The 20,856-nt window shown below is 40.8% G+C and carries 19 protein-coding genes; 1 reads left to right on the plus strand and 18 read right to left on the minus strand.

Annotation, left to right across the window (positions count from 1 at the left end; all coding sequences use genetic code 11):
- Nucleotides 1-61: 61 nt before the first annotated feature.
- The 11 genes from GD630_RS18345 to GD630_RS18395 all read right to left on the minus strand — a co-directional run bounded on the left by GD630_RS18345 (nucleotide 62) and on the right by GD630_RS18395 (nucleotide 10,173).
- Complete coding sequence (locus tag GD630_RS18345; protein ID WP_431834204.1) at nucleotides 62-1,279, minus strand: IS256 family transposase; 1,218 nt, start codon at nucleotides 1,277-1,279, stop codon at nucleotides 62-64.
- A gap of 158 nt (nucleotides 1,280-1,437) precedes the next feature.
- The gene (locus GD630_RS18350) at nucleotides 1,438-1,719 is read right to left on the minus strand and encodes a virulence protein (RefSeq protein WP_143866790.1); all 282 of its coding nucleotides are present in this window, start codon (nucleotides 1,717-1,719) and stop codon (nucleotides 1,438-1,440) included.
- Nucleotides 1,707-1,901: a transcriptional regulator gene (locus GD630_RS18355; RefSeq protein ID WP_143866788.1), complete on the minus strand. Its 195-nt coding sequence runs from the start codon at nucleotides 1,899-1,901 to the stop codon at nucleotides 1,707-1,709. Before GD630_RS18355 ends, GD630_RS18350 begins: the two co-directional genes overlap by 13 nt.
- 63 nt (nucleotides 1,902-1,964) lie before the next feature.
- Nucleotides 1,965-3,395 (minus strand): hypothetical protein, encoded by a 1,431-nt coding sequence (locus GD630_RS18360; protein ID WP_238482941.1) that lies wholly within the window; start codon nucleotides 3,393-3,395, stop codon nucleotides 1,965-1,967.
- Nucleotides 3,396-3,464: 69 nt separating this feature from the next.
- A complete protein-coding gene (locus GD630_RS18365; protein WP_143866785.1) occupies nucleotides 3,465-4,220 on the minus strand; it encodes an SEL1-like repeat protein in 756 nt (251 codons plus the stop codon).
- Between the two features lie 126 nt (nucleotides 4,221-4,346).
- Nucleotides 4,347-4,988, minus strand: coding sequence for a hypothetical protein (locus tag GD630_RS18370; protein WP_007758823.1), 642 nt, complete (start codon nucleotides 4,986-4,988; stop codon nucleotides 4,347-4,349).
- Nucleotides 4,989-4,997: 9 nt separating this feature from the next.
- A complete protein-coding gene (locus GD630_RS18375; RefSeq protein ID WP_007758821.1) occupies nucleotides 4,998-5,690 on the minus strand; it encodes a hypothetical protein in 693 nt (230 codons plus the stop codon).
- A 25-nt stretch (nucleotides 5,691-5,715) separates the two neighbouring features.
- The gene (locus GD630_RS18380) at nucleotides 5,716-6,192 is read right to left on the minus strand and encodes a hypothetical protein (protein ID WP_143866783.1); all 477 of its coding nucleotides are present in this window, start codon (nucleotides 6,190-6,192) and stop codon (nucleotides 5,716-5,718) included.
- Nucleotides 6,189-7,214, minus strand: coding sequence for a hypothetical protein (locus GD630_RS18385; RefSeq protein ID WP_143866781.1), 1,026 nt, complete (start codon nucleotides 7,212-7,214; stop codon nucleotides 6,189-6,191). Before GD630_RS18385 ends, GD630_RS18380 begins: the two co-directional genes overlap by 4 nt.
- 9 nt (nucleotides 7,215-7,223) lie before the next feature.
- Nucleotides 7,224-7,907, minus strand: coding sequence for an outer membrane beta-barrel protein (locus GD630_RS18390; protein WP_143866779.1), 684 nt, complete (start codon nucleotides 7,905-7,907; stop codon nucleotides 7,224-7,226).
- 19 nt (nucleotides 7,908-7,926) lie between these two features.
- Nucleotides 7,927-10,173, minus strand: coding sequence for a caspase family protein (locus GD630_RS18395; protein WP_143866777.1), 2,247 nt, complete (start codon nucleotides 10,171-10,173; stop codon nucleotides 7,927-7,929).
- Nucleotides 10,174-11,255: 1,082 nt separating this feature from the next.
- Between GD630_RS18395 and nfo the strand changes: the two genes are divergently transcribed.
- Nucleotides 11,256-12,089, plus strand: coding sequence for a deoxyribonuclease IV (nfo, locus tag GD630_RS18400; protein WP_143866775.1), 834 nt, complete (start codon nucleotides 11,256-11,258; stop codon nucleotides 12,087-12,089).
- Between the two features lie 5 nt (nucleotides 12,090-12,094).
- Here the strand turns inward: nfo and GD630_RS18405 are convergent, their stop codons facing one another.
- From GD630_RS18405 to dnaK, 7 genes are all read right to left on the minus strand, one after another.
- Nucleotides 12,095-13,666, minus strand: a complete 1,572-nt coding sequence (locus GD630_RS18405; protein WP_143866773.1) for a ClC family H(+)/Cl(-) exchange transporter — start codon at nucleotides 13,664-13,666, stop codon at nucleotides 12,095-12,097.
- Nucleotides 13,667-13,753: 87 nt separating this feature from the next.
- Nucleotides 13,754-16,501, minus strand: coding sequence for an outer membrane beta-barrel protein (locus GD630_RS18410; RefSeq protein WP_143866771.1), 2,748 nt, complete (start codon nucleotides 16,499-16,501; stop codon nucleotides 13,754-13,756).
- Between the two features lie 47 nt (nucleotides 16,502-16,548).
- A complete protein-coding gene (locus GD630_RS18415; RefSeq protein ID WP_143866769.1) occupies nucleotides 16,549-17,115 on the minus strand; it encodes a hypothetical protein in 567 nt (188 codons plus the stop codon).
- Between the two features lie 33 nt (nucleotides 17,116-17,148).
- Nucleotides 17,149-17,502 (minus strand): hypothetical protein, encoded by a 354-nt coding sequence (locus tag GD630_RS18420; protein WP_007758808.1) that lies wholly within the window; start codon nucleotides 17,500-17,502, stop codon nucleotides 17,149-17,151.
- Nucleotides 17,503-17,506: 4 nt separating this feature from the next.
- Nucleotides 17,507-18,046, minus strand: a complete 540-nt coding sequence (locus GD630_RS18425; protein ID WP_143866767.1) for an RNA polymerase sigma factor — start codon at nucleotides 18,044-18,046, stop codon at nucleotides 17,507-17,509.
- A gap of 209 nt (nucleotides 18,047-18,255) precedes the next feature.
- On the minus strand, nucleotides 18,256-18,432 hold the full coding sequence (locus GD630_RS18430; protein WP_143866765.1) for a DUF4250 domain-containing protein: 177 nt from the start codon (nucleotides 18,430-18,432) through the stop codon (nucleotides 18,256-18,258).
- Nucleotides 18,433-18,730: 298 nt separating this feature from the next.
- Nucleotides 18,731-20,644: a molecular chaperone DnaK gene (gene dnaK / locus GD630_RS18435; RefSeq protein WP_143866763.1), complete on the minus strand. Its 1,914-nt coding sequence runs from the start codon at nucleotides 20,642-20,644 to the stop codon at nucleotides 18,731-18,733.
- Between the last annotated feature and the right edge of the window lie 212 nt (nucleotides 20,645-20,856).

Genomic DNA, 20,856 nt, shown 5'->3' on the forward strand with positions numbered 1-20,856 from the left:
CGTAAGGTGGCAGTGTCCATAATATTGTGTAAATGTAAACGGGATTCAGTTATAAGTTCTCTTATATCTGGATTCTGTTTTCAAAAATAAGCATAAACTGGTTCATAATCAATCCCCAGTTAGTAATCGGCATTGTCCATTTCTTCTCAATCTCCATCAAGGAAAGGTATACCATCTTCTTCACTGCGTCATCCGACGGGAATGAAAGCTTTGATTTAGTGTACTTTCTGATTTTTCCATTCAGATTTTCAATGAGATTTGTGGTATAGATTATTTTTCTGATTTCCAATGGGAACTGAAAGAAAACAGTCAGATCATCCCAGTTGTTCCTCCATGAAAGAATGGCATAAGGGTACTTCCCTCCCCATTTCTTTTCCAGATTATCAAGCTCCGCGGCAGCAACTTCCTTGTTTGGCGCATTATAGATATTCTTCATATCTGCCGTGAACTCTTTTTTGTCCTTGTAAACGACATATTTACATGAGTTTCTTATCTGATGTACAACACAAATCTGAGTTGATGACTGAGGGAATACGGTACGTATAGTGTCCGTAAATCCGTTCAGGTTATCGGTACAGGTTATCAGTATATCTTGTACCCCACGGGCCTTCAAGTCAGTGAGAACACCCATCCAGAAGGCGGAACTCTCTGATTTACCCACCCACATGCCAAGAACTTCCTTCAAGCCGTTTTGTTTCAGGCCGACACAGAGATAGACAGTCTTGTTGATAATCTTCCCGTTGTCACGGACCTTGAAGACAATACCGTCCATCCAAACGATGAGATAGACCGGGTCCAAAGGACGGTTCTGCCATTCTTGAGCAGCCTGGTTTACTTTGTTTGTGATGATGGAGATGGCAGAGGTGGAGAGTTCTATCTCATAGATCTCGCGCATCTCTTCTTCTATATCGGACACACTCATTCCTTTGGCATATAAGGAGATAACAAGCTTTTCTATGGAAAGCCCGCGGCTTTCATGCTTGGGGACTACTATGGGTTCAAACTGACCGTTGCGGTCACGAGGGATGGGTATGACAGCCTCGCCGTGCTCGGTCTGGATTTTCTTGGGGTAACTGCCGTTACGGGAATTACCACTGTTATTGCCGGAAACAGAATGTTTCTCATAACCCAAATGAGCATCCATCTCACCTTCAAGCATCTTCTCCAGCACTTGGGCGTGGAGCTGCTTTAGGAACTTGCTTACGTCTGCCTCAGTTTTGAAATGGCTGAGGAACTCCTTGGTTAAAACCTCATCAGGCACTACATGATTCTCTTTCATAATCTTTTTCATTTTGCAAATCTATTAAATAAAAAAATACGAAACTCGTACTGAATCCCGTATTTTACATTTACACAAAATATTTTATAGTGCCCGTAAGGTAAAACTTTTCTCTTGATTTATGAGAAAGAGGAACATTTACTGAATATCCCTAAAAGTCACGCATTCTTCACTATATCCGTAAAATCAGACCAGTTCTCTACTTTGTAACCTCTGATATCACGAACGGACTTCTTAAACCAATTTATTTTCGACAAGGCCATAATCGCCTTAATAACATTACCTAAATCATCACTTTCGGTTAGATAAGTACTACCTTGCACCCAGTTAAAGCCATTTCGTCTTAAAACTTCTTTTATTTCAAAATAAGCATTATTGTAAGGTTCACCATAATGCTTTTTGAGATCCGAAATGACCATATCGAAACTTATTGCAAACATTCCTCTTCTTTTAGTGGTTTAAACAAATCTTTCTGCCCGAAAAAGATAACTCCCTTATCTGTCTTCGCAGAGATGACAATGCCAATAAAGGGATTGTTTTCAACCTCTATCACCGTTGCCGGCGTCCAGTCGGCAAGCATAGTCAAATCGGGTGATACTAATACTTTGTCTCCTATTTCCATAATGAGTTACCATTTAATTTATGAGAACAAAGATAAGTACTTAAATTTGCACGAACAAGTATTTTATGGATTATTACCCAGCCAACATTCAATAACCGGCTTTTCATGCAAATAATCAGGCATACACATACCAGTCATTGCACCGACATAAGTAGGATCTGATATTGAATAATATGCTCCTTTATATATATAGCCACTTCCTTCAATCGGGCAAGTCAGTCTAACCGCAACACACTCATGACCGGGATATTTAACTAAATGACAATCAAGGTTCAAAACGTATCTTAACAGATATGCATAAAATACAGCACGATCTTCACAATCACATTGGGGATAATAAAGAAGCTCTTCCATAAAGAAAGGCTTTTCGTAGCCGAATTGCTGACTATCCGTAGCATACGGAAAAGCATATTGCACGAACTTTAAAATACGATTGACAGCTTCCAGTTCACCTAAGCCGCTTACCTGTTTCTTTACCTGTTCTACAATTATTCTCCTCAATTCAGGTTGCAAAATCGACACAGCATAACAAGAGACAGGCATTTGCGGATAATGAGACAGCATCTTCATTAATGTCACAGAGACCTCGCTTTCAATGGCAAACTGACCATCAGTAAGACTAAACCTTCTCCATTCATTCACAGGCAAAGTTACCGGATGTTGGAATATTAAATCCACCTCCTTACCTGCCTTATCTACTTCCGGTATTTCATAAGTTGAAATGACCGGTGTCTTTTCTTCCCGCCCCTTCAATTCATCATAATAAATATGGTACTTCTTCCCATCTAATTTAATAAAAGAACGCCCATAGACCATCTGACGAAAAGGGATTAGTAAAACCAACTGTTTCGTATCAGTGATTCCCAAACGAACATCATAACCCAAATGTACCAATGCAAAATGAGTAAATACTATACGAGTTTCGGACGTCCCTCCTGTAAAAGATTGATTGACGCAATGACGTACCAAATCAACCTCCAGCCAGTCATTAAAGCCATAAGTAGAAACAATCTCTTTCATTCCGGATATCCATTGAAAACCAATATGTTTTTTCTGCATCATTTCCCAATATGCAGAAATGTTTTGTAACGTAGAAAAGGAAACAGGTTCTTTTTCCTTTTCTATCTCTGGTAATTCTATCTCCAAATCGTAAAAGGTATATACTCTTTTCTTATTTAGAGGTAAATCCGAAAGCGCTTTTAGCGGGATATCTGTTTTATTCAATGATATGGTATCCGTCACAGGAACAGTGTCAAGCAGCCAAGGAGAAGATAAAACAACTCCTTTAGCCGAATTGACAACAGGTTGTTTTTCAGGTTTAGGAATCATATCAGCCTTTTCTCCTATGAAACTTTGATAGTCCTTCCAAATTCCTTTCAGATATTCAGAATGCCTTTCGAGCATATTCCTCCGATGAGTATCATACTTATTCAGCATTTCTTTCCGATACTCATCAAAAGTCTGTTTCTCTTGTTGTGCAGATAGTACTATCACACAAAAGGACAAAACTAATCCCGCTAAAATCCGCTTCGCTTTCATTACAAACTAATCTATTCCTGTGATTTATCTAAGCGTTTTTCTTCCGTGACATACAGGACAAATTGGGGTATGATGTGTATGTGGAGAAGTACGGCTGCATTTAGGACAATAGAAGTTGCTTCCACTAGTATATTCTGCCCCATAAATTATTTTTTCACCACCGACTCCCGTTCCATTACATCCCGGACAAGTCCTCCCTGACGAAGAAGAGGAACCACGACTACTCCCAGAAGAAGGAATTGAAACATCATTTACTCCAAGTTGAAAAGCAAGCATATTTTTTACAGCCACCCTAAACTTCTCGCGCATATCATCAGTCGCAGGATAGAAACCTTCTTTATTGATACGAGCTACCGCCTCAATACAGTTTTTCACACCCATTTTTGAACCAATGTCATACATTTCTTTTGCTAAATCATGACTCACTGTGATACCATATCCTAGCTCAAGACATATACCTAGATAATATATCGCTTCTTTTAAATCATTATCAACCGCTTTCTTAAAAAACTTAAATGCACTATCATAATCTCTATGTGATAAATCTATTTTACCACGCATAAAAGCAGCTTCTGCCATTCCACTATTATAAGCTCGCTGATTCATATATGCAGGATTCACTATTTTTCCAGTACCACCACATGAAAAACAAGGCACATAGCCAATAGAGAGCCACGATCCTCCACTTCCTCCACATACTGTACAAGTTATTTTTTCCTGTGAGAATAATGTTATTGGAATGATCAACGATATCATAAAAAACAAAAAGTAACGTTTCATAATTAATTGCTTTTAATTATTATTTGATGAGAAATCTGAAAACATTTATAATGAGAAATCAGTCTTAACCAATGCGATACTAACACTAATCAAATCCATTTCGCTTTCATTACAAACTAATCTAATCTATTCCTGTGATTTAAATCCTTCTTTGATAAAATCACTTATCTTTCCGGCATACTTTTGTGCGGCAGCCGATTCTTTCATTGCATTCTCGTATGCCCGTATGCGTGCCTTAGTAGCTGCACTTTCACTGGCTATAAAGTAACTTTGCATTTCAAAAGTACCATCACCATTTTCACGAATAACGGTAAAGCTCTGTTCCAATTCACCTTTTATTTCCTTTTCCACTTCACGTTCGTAGGCTGCATAGAAATGCTCAAACTCACTGGTTCCTTCCGTTCCGTCTCCGGAAATATCGGAAACAACCCTACCTTTCACATGGCTACCGGCTTTTTGCGCATAAGTTACTACCGCATTATTATAAGCCATCTGTACACCGACATTTTTAGATTTGAACTTTGAAGCAACTCCAAGTACTTCTACCGCATCATCCCCCATCGTAGACAATCTATCAAAATGCTTTAATAAAACTACATCCGCACTGCGGGATGAACCGTAAATTTTCCAGTTTCCTTGTTTCAATTCTTTTTGCTTGGCTTTAAATTCTTTCTTTAATGCCTTTTCCAATGCCTTGTTCTGAGCTTGAAGCTCGGTTGTTGATACTATTACTAATAATGTCAACAAGAATACAATTATCTTCTTCATAATATCCAATTAAAAATGTATTTCTTTTGTTTCACTATATTTTGTTCCTTTAGAACTCTGCACAGCTGCATAAACATAACAGAAGGACCAACCTGTTACAGGTATAGACGCTTGAAAAGAGCCATTCACAATCTCACATTCTATAAAACTAACAGCACTTGAGTATGTCCCATAATAAAATCCAACTTTTTTAATTGAGTATTCAGTGCCTGAATAATCAATATTACAACGGGCTTTTACATAAGGTTTGCTATAACTCAAACTGAGTCCTTCAGGCTTTGGCATCGGAACATAGTCGGAATTATCAATATATTCAGGTCCTATAGTCACAGTTCCTCTTGAGGTTGTAATATACGCGCCAACATAGCAATATCTCATATTATCAGATAGAAAATTGGATATACCCTCTGTAGTAAACACATTACCACTGACCGTACATTTTATTTTCGTCCCTGTATTATAAGTAACTCCTTCATTATCTCCATAAAAGAACCCGACTTCAAGAATTGGTAAATCATCCTCATGATACTCAATTCTGCAACTAGCAGAGACAATATCCTCAACTACTTCCAAACTCAAATCCACCGGAATCGGAACACTTCTTTCACTGTCTCCGCTCCAATCAAACGGATCTTCCGAACATCCCACATACATAGCGGATGCACAAATCAAAAATAATAACCTTACATATTTCATATACATAATCATTGTCTTTTAAATTATCAATTCATTTATTTTCTCTTTCCCATAGGTCTACAAACACTTCCTTGTGAAAAGTCTCTTTATCCTGCTTATTCGCAGATAACTTTTTACAAAGTGCCTTCAATACGTCATCTTTCCTTAGTTTTAGAGTGATATACACTGTATATTTCCCATTCTTCTCCTTAATTACATTTTCATCAGTCACAGTCACATTCTGCAATAACATATTGGCGGTCATCCGAGTCTCTGTCATAAAATCATCGGCGGACTTTCCCGTTTCACTATTATGCTCAATATAACTCTTCGTCACATTTTCCACTTTGCCATTCACCATTGTAGCCAATGTGTTTTTAGCAAACAGTAGTGCCTTCTGACGTGCTGAAATTACTGAAGCTGTAGTTGCACTTTGAGTTGTCTTGAAATACTGACCATCTCCCAAACTCTTCATAGCAAATACGCAACAATTCATTCCTAAAAATAAGATTAATAAATAGCACTTCATTTCACCTCCTTATTTAAGTTATCAATAATTAAGTCAACCACACTAATCTGCAAATCCGGCTTCCGAACCCTGTTCTGTTGTAACCAAAGCGCAAATTGTCGGGAAGTTACCGAAGGAAGTCCACTGTACCCTTCAGGAAGTTCTTTATGTTCAGTATCGCCCATTGTAAAAAAGAAATCTTTTGTAAAAGGAGTTTCCGAAAAGAGATAATAGACACGAATAGCATCATATTCTCTATCGGTCATCAGTTCAAGCTCATCTACCATTTTCTGCTCTTTCAGCGGAACAGCAGACAAATCGAAGAAAGAATGCCAACGGTTAGCCTCTACCCAAACATCATCTTCGTGATCGAAAGCCGCATAAGGAAGCATACGAAACGCATTTTCTCCATTGTCCATGAACAAGACCAAGTGTCCGGACTTCGTACTACGAAACCGGGTGATAAACAAATCACCTTGTCGAAATACCGAATCAATACCGACGGACAATTTAGCTTCTCTTTTCAGAATCGCCTGCTCTACAACCACCTGTTTCCGTCCATTCAAAATCTGAAACTCAAACTGCGGAAGGATTTGCCTTAAAGGTTGCGCATAACCCTTTACCCGACATGTCCACTCTATGGCAGCTACTTTCTTTTTCAGTTCTCCCCTGCGGTTTGCCTTCATAATCTCCGCTTCTTTCGAACTCCATTCCGGTTCCATAAGATCCGCTTTCCAAATCCCCTGTGGAAATTGGGAAGACAAATCGACATAGTACTCCGAATGGCGAAGCTCGCTTTCAAAAGATTTCATAAAGTTACCGTAAGCGATGGAAGTACCGAATTTCTTCTCAATAGCTTCTTGCTGTGCCATATTCAAAAGCCCTTCCCGGTCGAGTTCCTCTCCGCAGGGAATCTTTATGGAAGTACAACCTTCCACTAACACCCAATCCGAAGAAGGAACTCCGTGAAAAATCTGTGAACGACCGGACACGGTGTACAGCAAGACTCCCACTATCAGGCATATCTTTCCTTTCACACCCATCTTTCTTTCCTAATAAGCTTTCAAAGTAGAATGTTTCTTCAAGAAACGGCTACCTCCAAACCAGAATCCTACCGACAGCGCATGAACCGGTTTCGCTTTATTTCCCAATCCAGCTTTGTCAATTGTTTTACTCATGCAGAAGTGTTTATAGCCGACACGAAAATTACCAAATTCTATTCCGACTCCAAACTGATAACCAAGAATAAAAGGCCGAGTACCGGTATCTTCCCAAACTTCCGGATCATCCTTCGGACTTCTATCCCATGAATCTGACGAGGATATGTCCGCATAAGGAGTAATACCACCATTCAAATATACCCGGGCACGATTTGTCAGCAAATATTTTACTTCCACTTCCAAAGGAATATCCACACCCATAGATTGTGTATAAGTATCATAACCGTCAAAAGTACTGCAATCTTCCACCCACATGAAGCCTAATCCTGCCCGTAATGACAAAGCGAGGTAATTAGGAGTCCAGTTACGGGGTAAAAGATAATCCATCATAAAGTTTGCCTGACCGAATAACCGTCCTGTTTTGTCTTCATTCTGAAAATAACCGTCAGAGTCATATTCATAAGCAGAGCTAAATCCGGGACCTCCTTCAAAGCCAAAACGCCACTGCGCATTTCCTTTCACAGAAAATACAAATAAAACACACAGTAGCCCTACTGTTTTTATTATTGTCTTCATTATTCACTAATTTGTTAGTTTAATATTTTATGAATGTATCTTTTGCACGTGCACTTACTTGGAGTACAGGATTCTGATGCACTTGTTCACCTTCCAACTCTTTCACTAAATAAGGCACTCCCGTTGCCTGTTCGTCCGACAAATACTTATATAGCTCATCAAACGTCAATGTTCCATCACCATTTAAGTCCGATTGTGCCTTATTCTGCATAGCTTTAAACAGGACATACGAAAACAGTCCATGCTTCTTATCTTTATACCAATTGGCGTATTGATCTTCTTTCGCAGCCGACAATATGACGAATTTCGCCAATTTATCAGGTTTAGGACGACGAACAAATTCCGTAGCCGATGCTTCCATCGTTATCTCCTGTCCTGAGAAACAAGCATCAGTAATCACATTCACTTTATCCACCGGCAATGCCCCCAATACTTTATAGATACTCTGTAAAGAAGTAGCCTGTTCCTTGCAACTTTTCGGGTTCGAACGGACTCCCAGCAAATAGGGTTGTCCCATAAACGGATATCCATGACCGGAATAGAAAAAGTAAACTTCTTTGGCTCCTGTGGCAGCTACCATCTGAGCCAACTTACCTTCCTGTCCGTCTACGCCAAAGATGTCATCAAAATCTTTCTTATCGGCGTTGGCCTTAAACAAGATATTATTTTCTTCCACTCCCAACGTCTTTATCAGATAATCACGCATCGTTTTCGCGTCATTGACAGCATATTTCACCGGACCGACCTTAGTAGTTCCCTGTTTTCCGGTAGCAACCTGATAATCAGTATTACCAATAATCACCGCCACGGCATTTGACTTAACCTGCGCAACCGGAATATTAATATCTACATCCGATTTCCGGTCGTACACATTTTCCTGATAGGAAGCTATTTCGGGATATTTCTTTTGGAAAGCATTATGTATCGTAATTTCTACAGCCACACGACGATATTGCGCTCCCACCTCTTTAGCTATTTCCGCAAAATGTTCGTAGCGCATATCCGCTGCCCTGAAAGGACCTACATGCGCCATCATAAAATCTTTAATATCCAATGTACGCAAATAAGCAAGCTGTTCATTAGAACTAATCCCTTTTTCTTTGTTTACCGAAACATAGCTATATGCTCCGTTCACAAAACATTCCGCGTCTTTGATTTCACCGAAACTGCCATCGTATGCAACTGCATTTCTAAATGGAGCCGCATCTGTTCCTCCAATAATCTTCACAGTCACTTTAGTTCCCGGCACAATATATTCTTCCAGCTTCGACTCAACTGTTGTTTTTATTATGCCTGCGGTCTGAAGTGCCGCCTGCGAATCTTTCAAGCGGTATTTCCCAGCCGACCAATCTTCAGTAGCTTGTGATATATTCATCTTCTTAACATAATCGGAAACGACCTGAACATCATAGCGCACCTTCATATTATATTCCACCGCCCCGTCTTTTCTTACTTCCGGCATGACTTCGGCATTCACGTCCACCTTCGTATTCTCCGTCAGTTGATTATTGGCACGCAATAAGGCAATCGCCGTAGCCAGCATTTCCTTCAGATCATCCTTGATGTCTTTCGTCACATCTTCCGCTTTCTTCACAGCTTTCTTCACTTCTTCCACTCTCTGCCGTGTTTCCAGATTCTCGTTTTTCTTCTTTTCCGATGCCATCCACGTAGGATTATAAGGTACTAACGCCAATTCCTGCGTCCTTCCTCCGCCACTCCCGGCAAGTTCGAAGCGATGCAAATCATCACCGACTTGTATTAATAAGGTAGCCGTACGGCGTCCTTTCAAAGATTTACGGATAGGTATATTCACCTCTCCTTTCAAACTCTTACCAGGTATCAAATTCATTTTGGAAGAAGGCAACGCTTTATAGGTCGCTCCATCCAATGTCAGCCGGACATTCTTATCAGCATTAAAGAGTAAACTGCTACCTTTTTGCAGTTTGACTTCCAAAACAAAAGTCATCATTCCACGATTGGACTTTCTACCAAAGTTTGACACCACACAGAAACTGTTCGGGCAAACAGAGATCAAATCATTAACCCTGACATTCGTGTCGAGTTGTGGCCAATTAGGATCATTTACATCAAAAGGTTTTTCCATATCCGACTTCACATCCCGCCACCCCACGTTGGGCAGTATCGATGTTTTAACCGGATTAACGGATGAAGACTTCTGAGCGTAAGCATCCACATTACATACCAGCATGATAGCACAGCACATAGCCGTCATCACACTACTGTTCTTCTTACATTTGTTCTTCATTTGTAAGTAACTATTAAATAATTAAACTAAAAAATAAGATTGTTCAGTTGGCTTGATAGCGCAGGGTATATATAGAAGAGAGCATATACCTGGCATTAAAGAAAATGGAACTATAAACAAATTGCACTGTTTCATTGCATTCTATTGTTTGTTTTGCTTATAGCCTCCCCGGATTGGGCAATAAATAAAAAGGCATGGGAGTCTGTACTTTTGCTTATCCCGCATTCAGGCTCTCGCATTGCCCATCTGTAAGGATAAGCAACGCAGCTAGCCCACGCCAAGATGAGATATACAGAACACCATGCGCAGCATAATGTTTGATACGACACCTTAAGTGGACGCTTCCCGTTGCCGTATCTCCCTACAGATTTCAAATTTGCGAGATTCGAATGCAGAAGATAACGTTTGGTAAACGCCTTTCTTAATTATAAAAAGTCCCCGCCGCCCCCTCTGGGGCTAGCTGGATGTTGCAAATATAGAAAGTAATATTAAAACATACAAACTTTCTTTTATTTTTATTTTTTCTCCACGATGACAACCCAATACAATTCACGAAAACCAACGAACTAATATGTATGGATTTAAAATTTCAAAGTCCTTCACCTTTTCGCCATAACGTCCTATTCATCGTCGTTTGCGGGTGAAGGGCCTTCCCCTCATCAGTCTTTCACATATATGTGAATAGGGCACATACCCAGCCATGTTTTACTAATAGACAACTTCTTCTTCCCTATAGCCAAACTTCTCTTCATCAGTAACTAAATCTCGGTTTGACTAGTCGCAATCTATAAACGAAGCCTTTGATTATAAAAACGAAGGTTGCGTTTATATAAATGAAGCCTTTGTTTTTATAAACGCAATCTTCGTTTATAGTTTCATTGCTGTAAAACGGAAGTTTAGATATAATCATAAGGAAGTTAGGATATAAGAGAACACAAGTCTTACTACAATAAAAAGCATTCAAAGCTACGCACAACGGGAGCAGTTTCAAACTTTATTAAATATATTCCTATATTAAATATATTCATTACCTTTGCAATCATAGCCAACATAATCATCTCATACAATTAATAGATATCACAATGAAAAAAATAGGCGCACATGTAAGTGCATCCGGCGGGGTAGAGCTTGCCCCCGTCAATGCGCATGAAATAGGAGCAAACGCGTTTGCTTTGTTCACCAAGAATCAACGCCAATGGGTAAGCAAACCATTGACGGAAGAAAGTATCGCTCTCTTCAAAGAGAATTGTAATAAATATGGTTTCCAACCGGAATACATCTTGCCTCATGATAGCTATCTCATCAATTTGGGACATCCGGAAGAAGAAGGACTTGCCAAAAGCCGTGCCGCTTTTCTGGACGAAATGCAACGCTGCGAACAGCTTGGCCTGAAGTTATTGAATTTTCATCCTGGAAGTTCTCTCAATAAGATATCAATCGAAGACTGTTTATCCCTTATCGCAGAAAGTATCAATCTGGCGTTAGAAAAGACAAAAGGCGTGACGGCCGTTATCGAAAATACAGCCGGACAAGGCAGTAACTTGGGAAACGAATTCTGGCAACTTAAATATATCATTGACCGGGTGGACGACAAAAGCCGGGTAGGTATTTGTCTGGACACCTGCCATACTTATACGGCCGGTTACGACCTTGTCAACGAGTACGATAAGGTCTTTGATGAATTTGACAAGGAAGTAGGTTTCGGTTATCTCCGTGGGATGCACCTGAATGATTCCAAGAAAGCATTGGGCAGCCACGTAGACCGCCACGACAGTATAGGCGAAGGCCTGATAGGAAAGGCTTTCTTTGAAAGACTGATGAAAGATCCCAGATTCGATAATATCCCACTCATACTCGAAACTCCGGATGAAAGCAAATGGGCAGAAGAAATTTCATGGCTCAGAAGCATTGAATAATCCGGTCAATAAATATTTGCCATGCTGACCAAAGGTTCATATAGTTTCTCGATATCTTGTGAATCCATTTCTATCTGAACCTGGTCGCCCGGCATTAGCGTTTGTCCCTTAGGCGCACAATCTTTCTTATCCCGATGGACATTAATGATAATGCAACGTTCCGGCAAGCGAAGTTCATCTACAATTTTCCCGTCTAAATAAGAACCGCTCATCACCTCAACAGACAAGGTATAGCGTGTTTCCTCCTTAAATGCGGGCGAATGAATCATATCTTCATATAAAGTTACATTAAGGGGTTTTATCTGGAGCATTTCCGTGAAATAATAAGTCAATCCTCCTACAACAATCGACGGATAGAATACTTCCAGATGTCCTGTTATCTCCGTTATCAAGACGATAGCAGTCAAAGGAGTACGGACGACTGCCACCAGAAAAGCAGACATACAAATCAACATGATATAACTAATATTCTCATAGGCAATGACTCCCTGTTGAACCATAATCAAGGCTATAATTTGCCCAAGCAGTCCGCCTGTCACTAATGTAGGAATGAAACTTCCTCCCGGCAATCCCGAAGAAAAAGAAAAAATACTAAAGACCAAGTGTAATAACATCATACCTACAATCCAGAGAATATGCATATCCGGATGCATAGCCTGCGAAAGCAAGAACTGTTCCCCTCCCCCAGTCAGATTGACTTCAGTCATAGAAATCATGAAAGCAATGAAAAGCAGATACAGCATTTTCACATATTCCGGGTGCTTGATGGCAGGATAAATACGTTTCACCTGAAGAGTAGTTATAGAGAACAGTTTTCCGAAAACAGAAATAACAGCAGCCAGCAAAAGAAACAGTTTCACTTGCGACCAAAACGTCATGCCCGGCACTATCGCATCTATCTGGAAATAAGGATTAATCGGAAAAATCCAACTGGCAACCCCACCGGCTACTACCCCCGCCAAAAGAGTTGTAATGGCGGTTTTCGGAGCGTCAAACCGCTCTATGGACTCAATAACCAACAGCGATGAAGCCAACGGCGCAGCGAAAGCAGCCGCCAACCCGGCACCTGCCCCCGCAGACAGTAATTGTTTCCGCTCACCGGCAAGCACTCTGCCCCATTTGGAAACCAAACAGCCTACATAGGAGCCGATCTGGACGGAAGGTCCTTCACGCCCTAAAGAAAGTCCCGTACTCAACGCAAGTATTCCACCTACAAATTTAGAGATCAATTCAATCAGAGGATGTTTATATTCCACCCTCCCGTTAATGACACCTCGTGTCTGCGGAATACCTCCCCCTGTTATCAAAGGCATTTTCTTGACCAGCCAGGAAACAAATACCAGAATGCCCCACATCAATAGAAAAAGGGGGATATACCAATACCATTTGGGATGAGAGTTGAAAAAGTCGTAACGCAGATTGAAGAAATATTGAAGCAAATAATGATAAGGGACAGCAATAAGCCCCGTCAGCAATCCAACAAAGATACTGACGAAGTAAAGCCGCGCATCAATCAATTTCAGTTTGAAGATTCGCCAACGGCCGTCATCTTTTATTTTTTTCATCAATCTAAACATACTACCACTCTTCACCGTTTTATACGCATGACATACAACAACCAAAACAGGGTAGTGGTTTCAGACAAATGAAGATTTAATTTCCAATTAGCGTCCCATCAGATTCAAGCGTAGAATAGCGTGTACCATAAAATAAGAACCCAAAGCGTTGTAATCCGTATCACGGATAGCGGTAGCGGTAATGGTACGTATCATTGAAACATCCTGACGGAGCATATCATATATCTTGAAGTGGAGCAACAATTGTTTCCGCTTCAAGAAGGCTTTCGACAACTGACAATTCCACATCAGATTCTCCCGAGCATAACCTTCGTAACCATAGCCGGAACGTTGGAAATAGGTAAGATCGGTATACAATTCCATTCCCCAAGGGAGATAATATTGTACTTCCGTCCCGAAACGATAATCATACGTTTCCGTACGCGTTTCTTTCACATTGTTGTGCGAATTATTATAAAGCAACTCGGCACGTGCGCTGATCTCCATCTGCTTTGTCCGATACGTTAATTGCAGACGTTGACGGGCGGTAAGATGTTTCACAGTACTTTTCACGGGAGCTTCTTTATTGATAGTGGTATACCCGTTCTGATTCCGGTATTGCACATATGAGTAGGTGCGGAATATCCAGCTTCGGTTTCTGAAAGGAGTGTTGAGGGAGAAAGAACCCAAAGCCCGCCAATTCCCGTTCAGATTGAGTGGAGTCGTGGTCCGTACCCCCGTTTCGCTATCATACGTCACTTGATTGGTTACGCTATTAATCGTGTTTTCAACCAAAGCGGTGGCAACCATATTCCGTTGACGTTTCATATTGTAGGAATTGAAATTCAACGTAAATGTATTTATATAAGAAGGTTTCAAAGAAGGATTACCCACCCGGATGTTCAAAGGATTGGTACGATCTGTCACAGGCTGCAGATCACGTATATTGGGTTGGCGACTCTTTCCCCGATATACTATTTGCAAACGGGTACGCTTGGAGAACTTATAACGGAAATTGACGGTAGGAGAGAAATTAAAAACAGATCTTTCCAATTGATTTTCCGGATCATCCTTCAATACGGAATGGCTCACAGACTTCTGAGGTTCAAAGTCGGCACCTATATTATAGTTATATTTCTTTCGGGAAGTGCGAACCGCAACATTAAACAAGTGATTGCTATACTGATTTTCGAAACAGTTGCTTGCCTCTTCATCATAATCGGGAGTAAATTCGTCCAAATCCTTATCCCAATTGTAAACGAAATGATCGGAATTATTCGCCCGATACTGATAACTGTAACGGAACTGAAGAAAATGCAACCAAGGTAACGGCTCTACATAGACCAGTTGTACCCGATAATTATAGCCGTCTATTTCGTCTTCTATCTTTTGATTCTGAACTTTTTCCGTATTGTTCTTAAAATAATGCGTGGTAGAAAGATTCTTTCTGTCCGTTGAAGAGGCATTACTTCCATAATCCACTTTCAAGGCTATATTTCTCCCCATCCGACTCAGTTTACGACTGAGTTGCATCATCATCGTTACATTGTACGAAGAATTATGATTGGTTCCGGATGACTCTTTCTCATTAAGCAAAACATCATTCCCCCACCCTTGCTGGAAACTACCGTTACGTCTGTCATTCGCGGCAGTACGGTATTGGGGACGAAAGATTAAGGTTGTAACAGAATCCATCTTCCATTCCAAAAACACATTTGCGATCAGATTGTCATTTTTCAGGCGGTTGCGCCCCGTACTTTGCGTTATCGACTTATCTTGACGGAGAAAGTTATCGACTGTCGTACGACTATCTTCCAGCCTGTCCGTACCTACATATTGAATATTCGAACGAAATTTAACGCGTTGCCAATCGTATGTAGCGTTAATACCTAAAGAACGGGAAGTAGTCAGTCCTTTTTGTGTACGCAGGTTACCGCTGGAGACTGCTGATTCTTTTTGCATCTCAGAGAATCCCTGATTATTCGTATTATTCAGGTTTCCGATAATAGTCAATTGGGAGTTGTCGCGAAAACGGTTCAATGTATTGGCCAGTTCATAACGGTCTTTGCTTCCATATCCACCCATAAAATTCTCCATCCAACCGAGTTTCATATTCTTTTTCACAGACAGATCGAGAATCATTTCTTCCTCCCCGTCATCAATCCCCGTAAGACGTGCCAAATCAGACTTACGTTCATACGCTTTCAGCTTTTCCACCATTTCCACCGGGAGGTTCTTTAATGCCGCTTTCGGATCGTCGGAAAAGAACTCTTTTCCATCTACCAGAATCTTCTTCACTTCTTTTCCATGAATCAACAATTTTCCGTCCGCATCTATCTCTCCACCGGGAAGTTGCTTCACTAAATCTTCCAACATCGAACCTTCGGGAGTACGAAAAGCAGACGCATTAAAGACGGTTGTATCTTCTTCGGTTACCGCCATAGGCGCTTGTCCTACCACAACGGTTTCATCCAAAGCAATTACTTCCGGAGCTAAAGGTATATCACCCAGATTATTTTTATGACTGTCCGCTACAGGCGATACTTCCCGATAAACCGCAGTGTATCCGATAAAAGAGACATGAAGCAACAAAGACTTATTTTTGGGAGCGGCAACGGTCAATCGGAATTTACCTTCCGCATCGGTTGCCCCTCCTACTAACAGGGAGCTATCCGATAAAGCCAAAAGCCGGACCGTAGCAAACGGTACCGGCTGATAGGTTTCCGAATCAACGACACGTCCGAAGAAACGCTTTCCACCGGACTGCGCATAAGCAGCCAAACTGATAATCAGCAAGAAGACATAACAACTAATCAAACGCCGCTGAAAAAAACAAATATGGCTGCCTATGTTCAATTTTGTGTCGATTTAGTAAAATAAAACTCTAATAATAAACCTAATCTTTATTTTTCACCTTGACGCGGAGCACGAGGCTTCTGTCCCTCATGGTGTCCTTGTCCCGGTTTACGTCCTTTTTTTCTACGGTCAAATTCTTTTTTGAATTTATTCGCATTGCTTTTCTCCTGTTGATAGATCTTCATAATCTGCTTCTGAGAAAGTATCTTGCTAAACTCGTTATAATACTTTTCACGAATATCCAACATTTTGCGACTCTGAGCAAATTGGTTCTTCAACATCGCCGCTATCTCCGTATCAGTCATAGACGGCCGTTGACCTTCTCTTTTAGCATTTGCTTCCGCACCTTGTGCTTTTTCCGCTCTGGGCTTACGGTTCATCATGCGACATTCACGCAATTCGTTCAGATATTTCTCGTAGACAGGAGTAAACTTAGCTGCTGTTGCATCATCCAACATCAACGTTTTAACCATCTGATTGGTCTGCATCTGCACCATTTGTTCCTGCGTAGGACGCTGTTTCTTTTCTCTGTTATCATTGTTTTGAGCAGAAAGGCTCATCTGACTCCCCAACAGGAGAGCACCCAAAAGTACATAAATAAATTTCATCTTCATAATCTTTACGTTTTAAATAATTGATTGAGTTACTTAATTTAAAAATATATCGTTTTCAGAGAAGCTGACGAGCTCTTCCAACTCCTCATCCGACAATTCTTTAATCCACTTATCTACCGCGTCCGTACCATTACTTCTATCGACAGCCAATATCGAAGAAGGCGACTTAACGTCATTTATCTGACGCAAGGACGGAACGAATAAGAATCCGGCTAATATTGCCGCCATCGTAACAACCGCAGAAACAATCAGTTTCAAATGTGACTTCCGCCGTTGCTTTACTCCCGCACGCTCCATCACTCTCCGTTGCATATCTTCGAAAAAGCCATCAGGAGTACGGTAAGGGGTACGTTTTCCAATATCGTCAAAATCAAAATCCTTTTTCATTCTTCTATCTATTTAATATGTATTCCTTTATTTTCTCTTTTGCATAATGGTAGTTTACTTTAAGTGTTTCCACCTTACTATCCAAGATTCGTGCTATTTCTTCGTATTCGAGTTCATCGTAATAACGCAAGTTGAACACAAGACGTTGTTTCTCCGGTAAACTCAAAATAGCTTCCTGAAATTTCACTGCCAACTCATTCTCGTAATCAATGTAATCAGAAGCTTGCAACTTGTTTATTAATTCCTCTTGAATCTCTTCGGAGGCAACGTTTCCTTCTTCTTTACGGTCATTCAGCAAACGCAGACTTTCATTTGTCGCGATCCGATAAATCCACGTACTCAAAGAACTTTCACTACGGAACTGGTCTAAGTGCCGGAACACGCGGATAAACACTTCTTGAAGTACGTCCTCTGCATCTTCATGAGATACAACCAGTCTACGAATATAATTGTATATCGGCTCCTGAAAAACGTCCATCAACATCTTGAATCCCCGTTCGCGATTCGAGGCACAAGTTTCTCTGATTTTATTCTCATTTATCATCGATTCTTTTTCTGAACTTTGTCTATTAGAACGCATAAAAGTGTGGAAGTTAAATACAGAATCTTGCTTTTTGCTTTTATTAACGAGTGAAGGATATGGAAGGAAATAATAATAAGATAAAAAAAACGTCTCCATAAGCTCTGCCAAGAGCATGAAGACGTTTCGGATATCCGGATAGATTGTTAGTCTGTAAATTAAAGAAAAGACCGTTACCAGAATTTATTATGTTCTGCACTATATTCAAAGCCTGCGGCTTTTAATTGACTCACCAGCTCTTCCTTATCTACATCCATATCTTCACAAAGTTCATCAAGCGAAGAATAGCAATCCCGCAATTTCATATTGATAACGCTAAACAGCATCATCGGATCTTTAGGTAACTCCATAATATACAATCTTTTTAAACCGGACACAAAGTTACAGTAATCTCATTGAACGGCAAAACAAATTGAGGACCAACTTTTTTCTATTCCGCAGAAAGACTTGATTTGTAAAACAAGCATCTGCAAGCAATATGGTATAGATATATAAAAAAAGCAGCGGTTCTATTAGCCGATTTACTTCTTTCCCGACAATACCAAATATAAAGAAAAGTATCGCAAGAAACTTCTGAACGCAAAAAGCGTGCAACTCATTGAGCTGCACGCTTTTGCTTATTGTTTATTATCTGTTTCCTTATCGGAATCATTTGACTTCCTCAAAATCAGCATCCTGTACATTATCTCCATGCTTGCTGTTATCTTGCTGACCAGCACCGCCATTCATATCAGGACCTGCTTGCGCTCCACCCTGTGCACCGCTCTGAGCGTACATTTCAGCACTTGCAGCTTGGAAAGCAGTATTGATTTCCGCCATAGCAGTATCGATAGCAGCCAAATCCTGAGCTTTATGAGCATCTTTCAGTTTCTGCAAAGCAGCTTCAATCGGAGCTTTCTTGTCAGCAGGTAACTTATCGCCCAATTCGTTCAACTGATTTTCAGTAGAGAAAATTACACTATCAGCTTGATTCAGCTTATCAATCTTCTCACGCTCCTTCTTATCTGCTTCAGCATTAGCTTCAGCTTCAGCCTTCATCTTTTCGATTTCCTCCTTGCTCAAACCGCTGGAAGCTTCGATACGGATAGCCTGTTCTTTACCGGTAGCCTTGTCTTTTGCAGATACTTTCAAGATACCGTTGGCATCGATGTCGAATGTAACCTCAATTTGAGGAACACCACGACGAGCCGGAGCAATACCTGTCAAATTGAACTGACCGATTGATTTATTCTGTGCAGCCATCGGACGTTCTCCCTGTAATACGTGGATAGTAACTTCCGTCTGGTTATCGGCAGCAGTAGAGAAAGTCTCACTCTTACGAGCCGGGATGGTAGTGTTAGCGTCAATCAGCTTAGTCATTACGCCACCCAGCGTTTCGATACCCATTGACAACGGAGTAACATCCAACAATACCACACCTTTGATTTCATCTGTCAAAACAGCACCCTGCACAGCAGCACCTACAGCAACAACTTCATCCGGATTCACGCCCTTAGAAGGAGTCTTGCCGAAGAAATCTTCTACCAGTTTCTGAACAGCCGGGATACGGGAAGAACCACCTACAAGGATTACCTCATCGATATCGGCATTGTTCAAACCTGCATCGCTCATCGCTTTCTTACATGGTTCAAGACAAGCCTGAATCAATCCGTGAGCCAAAGATTCAAATTTAGCACGAGTCAACGTCTTAACCAAGTGCTTAGGTACACCGGCTACCGGCATAATGTACGGCAAGTTGATTTCTGTGCTTGTAGAAGAAGAAAGTTCAATCTTAGCTTTTTCAGCAGCCTCTTTCAAACGTTGCAGAGCCATCGGATCCTGAGTCAAGTCAGCACCTTCATCATTCTTGAATTCCTGTACCAACCAATTGATGATTACCTGGTCGAAGTCATCGCCACCCAAGTGAGTGTCACCATTTGTTGAAAGCACTTCAAATACACCACCACCGAATTCGAGGATAGAGATATCGAATGTACCACCACCAAGGTCGAATACAGCAATCTTCATATCTTTGTGAGCCTTATCCAGACCGTAGGCAAGAGCTGCGGCTGTCGGTTCGTTTACAATACGTTTTACTTCCAGACCAGCAATTTGTCCGGCTTCTTTTGTAGCCTGACGTTGAGAGTCAGAGAAATAAGCAGGAACGGTAATCACAGCTTCTGTCACTTCTTGTCCCAAATAGTCTTCAGCGGTTTTCTTCATCTTCTGAAGAATCATTGCAGAAATTTCCTGCGGAGTATACAGACGACCGTCAATATCCACACGCGGAGTATTGTTGTCACCTTTCACTACTTTATAAGGAACACGCTCTACTTCTTTCTGTACTTGATCCCAAGTTTCACCCATGAAACGTTTAATAGAGAAAATCGTACGCGTAGGGTTGGTAATAGCCTGACGCTTAGCAGGATCACCCACTTTACGTTCACCACCATCCACAAAAGCAACTACTGAAGGAGTTGTGCGCTTACCTTCACTGTTTGCAATTACTACCGGTTCGTTACCTTCAAATACGGCAACACAAGAGTTTGTTGTTCCTAAGTCAATACCAATAATTTTTCCCATGATCGTTATTTTTTATTTATTATTTATTCTATAATTTCTTTTGTCCGGTTGTTTTTCCATCCTTTTCCTAGGGTGTAATCCCAAACGGACGTTTATTAAAAGACAAACCGTATGCCAAAAAGAAATTATACGAATGCTTGACATAATATCTGCCAAAAAGACAGTTTCAACAAATAAAACACTGCTGACACAGTCAAACCCGGACACTATCA

Origin of the sequence: Bacteroides zhangwenhongii, assembly GCF_009193325.2 — a bacterium.
GTDB classification, from domain to species: domain Bacteria; phylum Bacteroidota; class Bacteroidia; order Bacteroidales; family Bacteroidaceae; genus Bacteroides; species Bacteroides zhangwenhongii.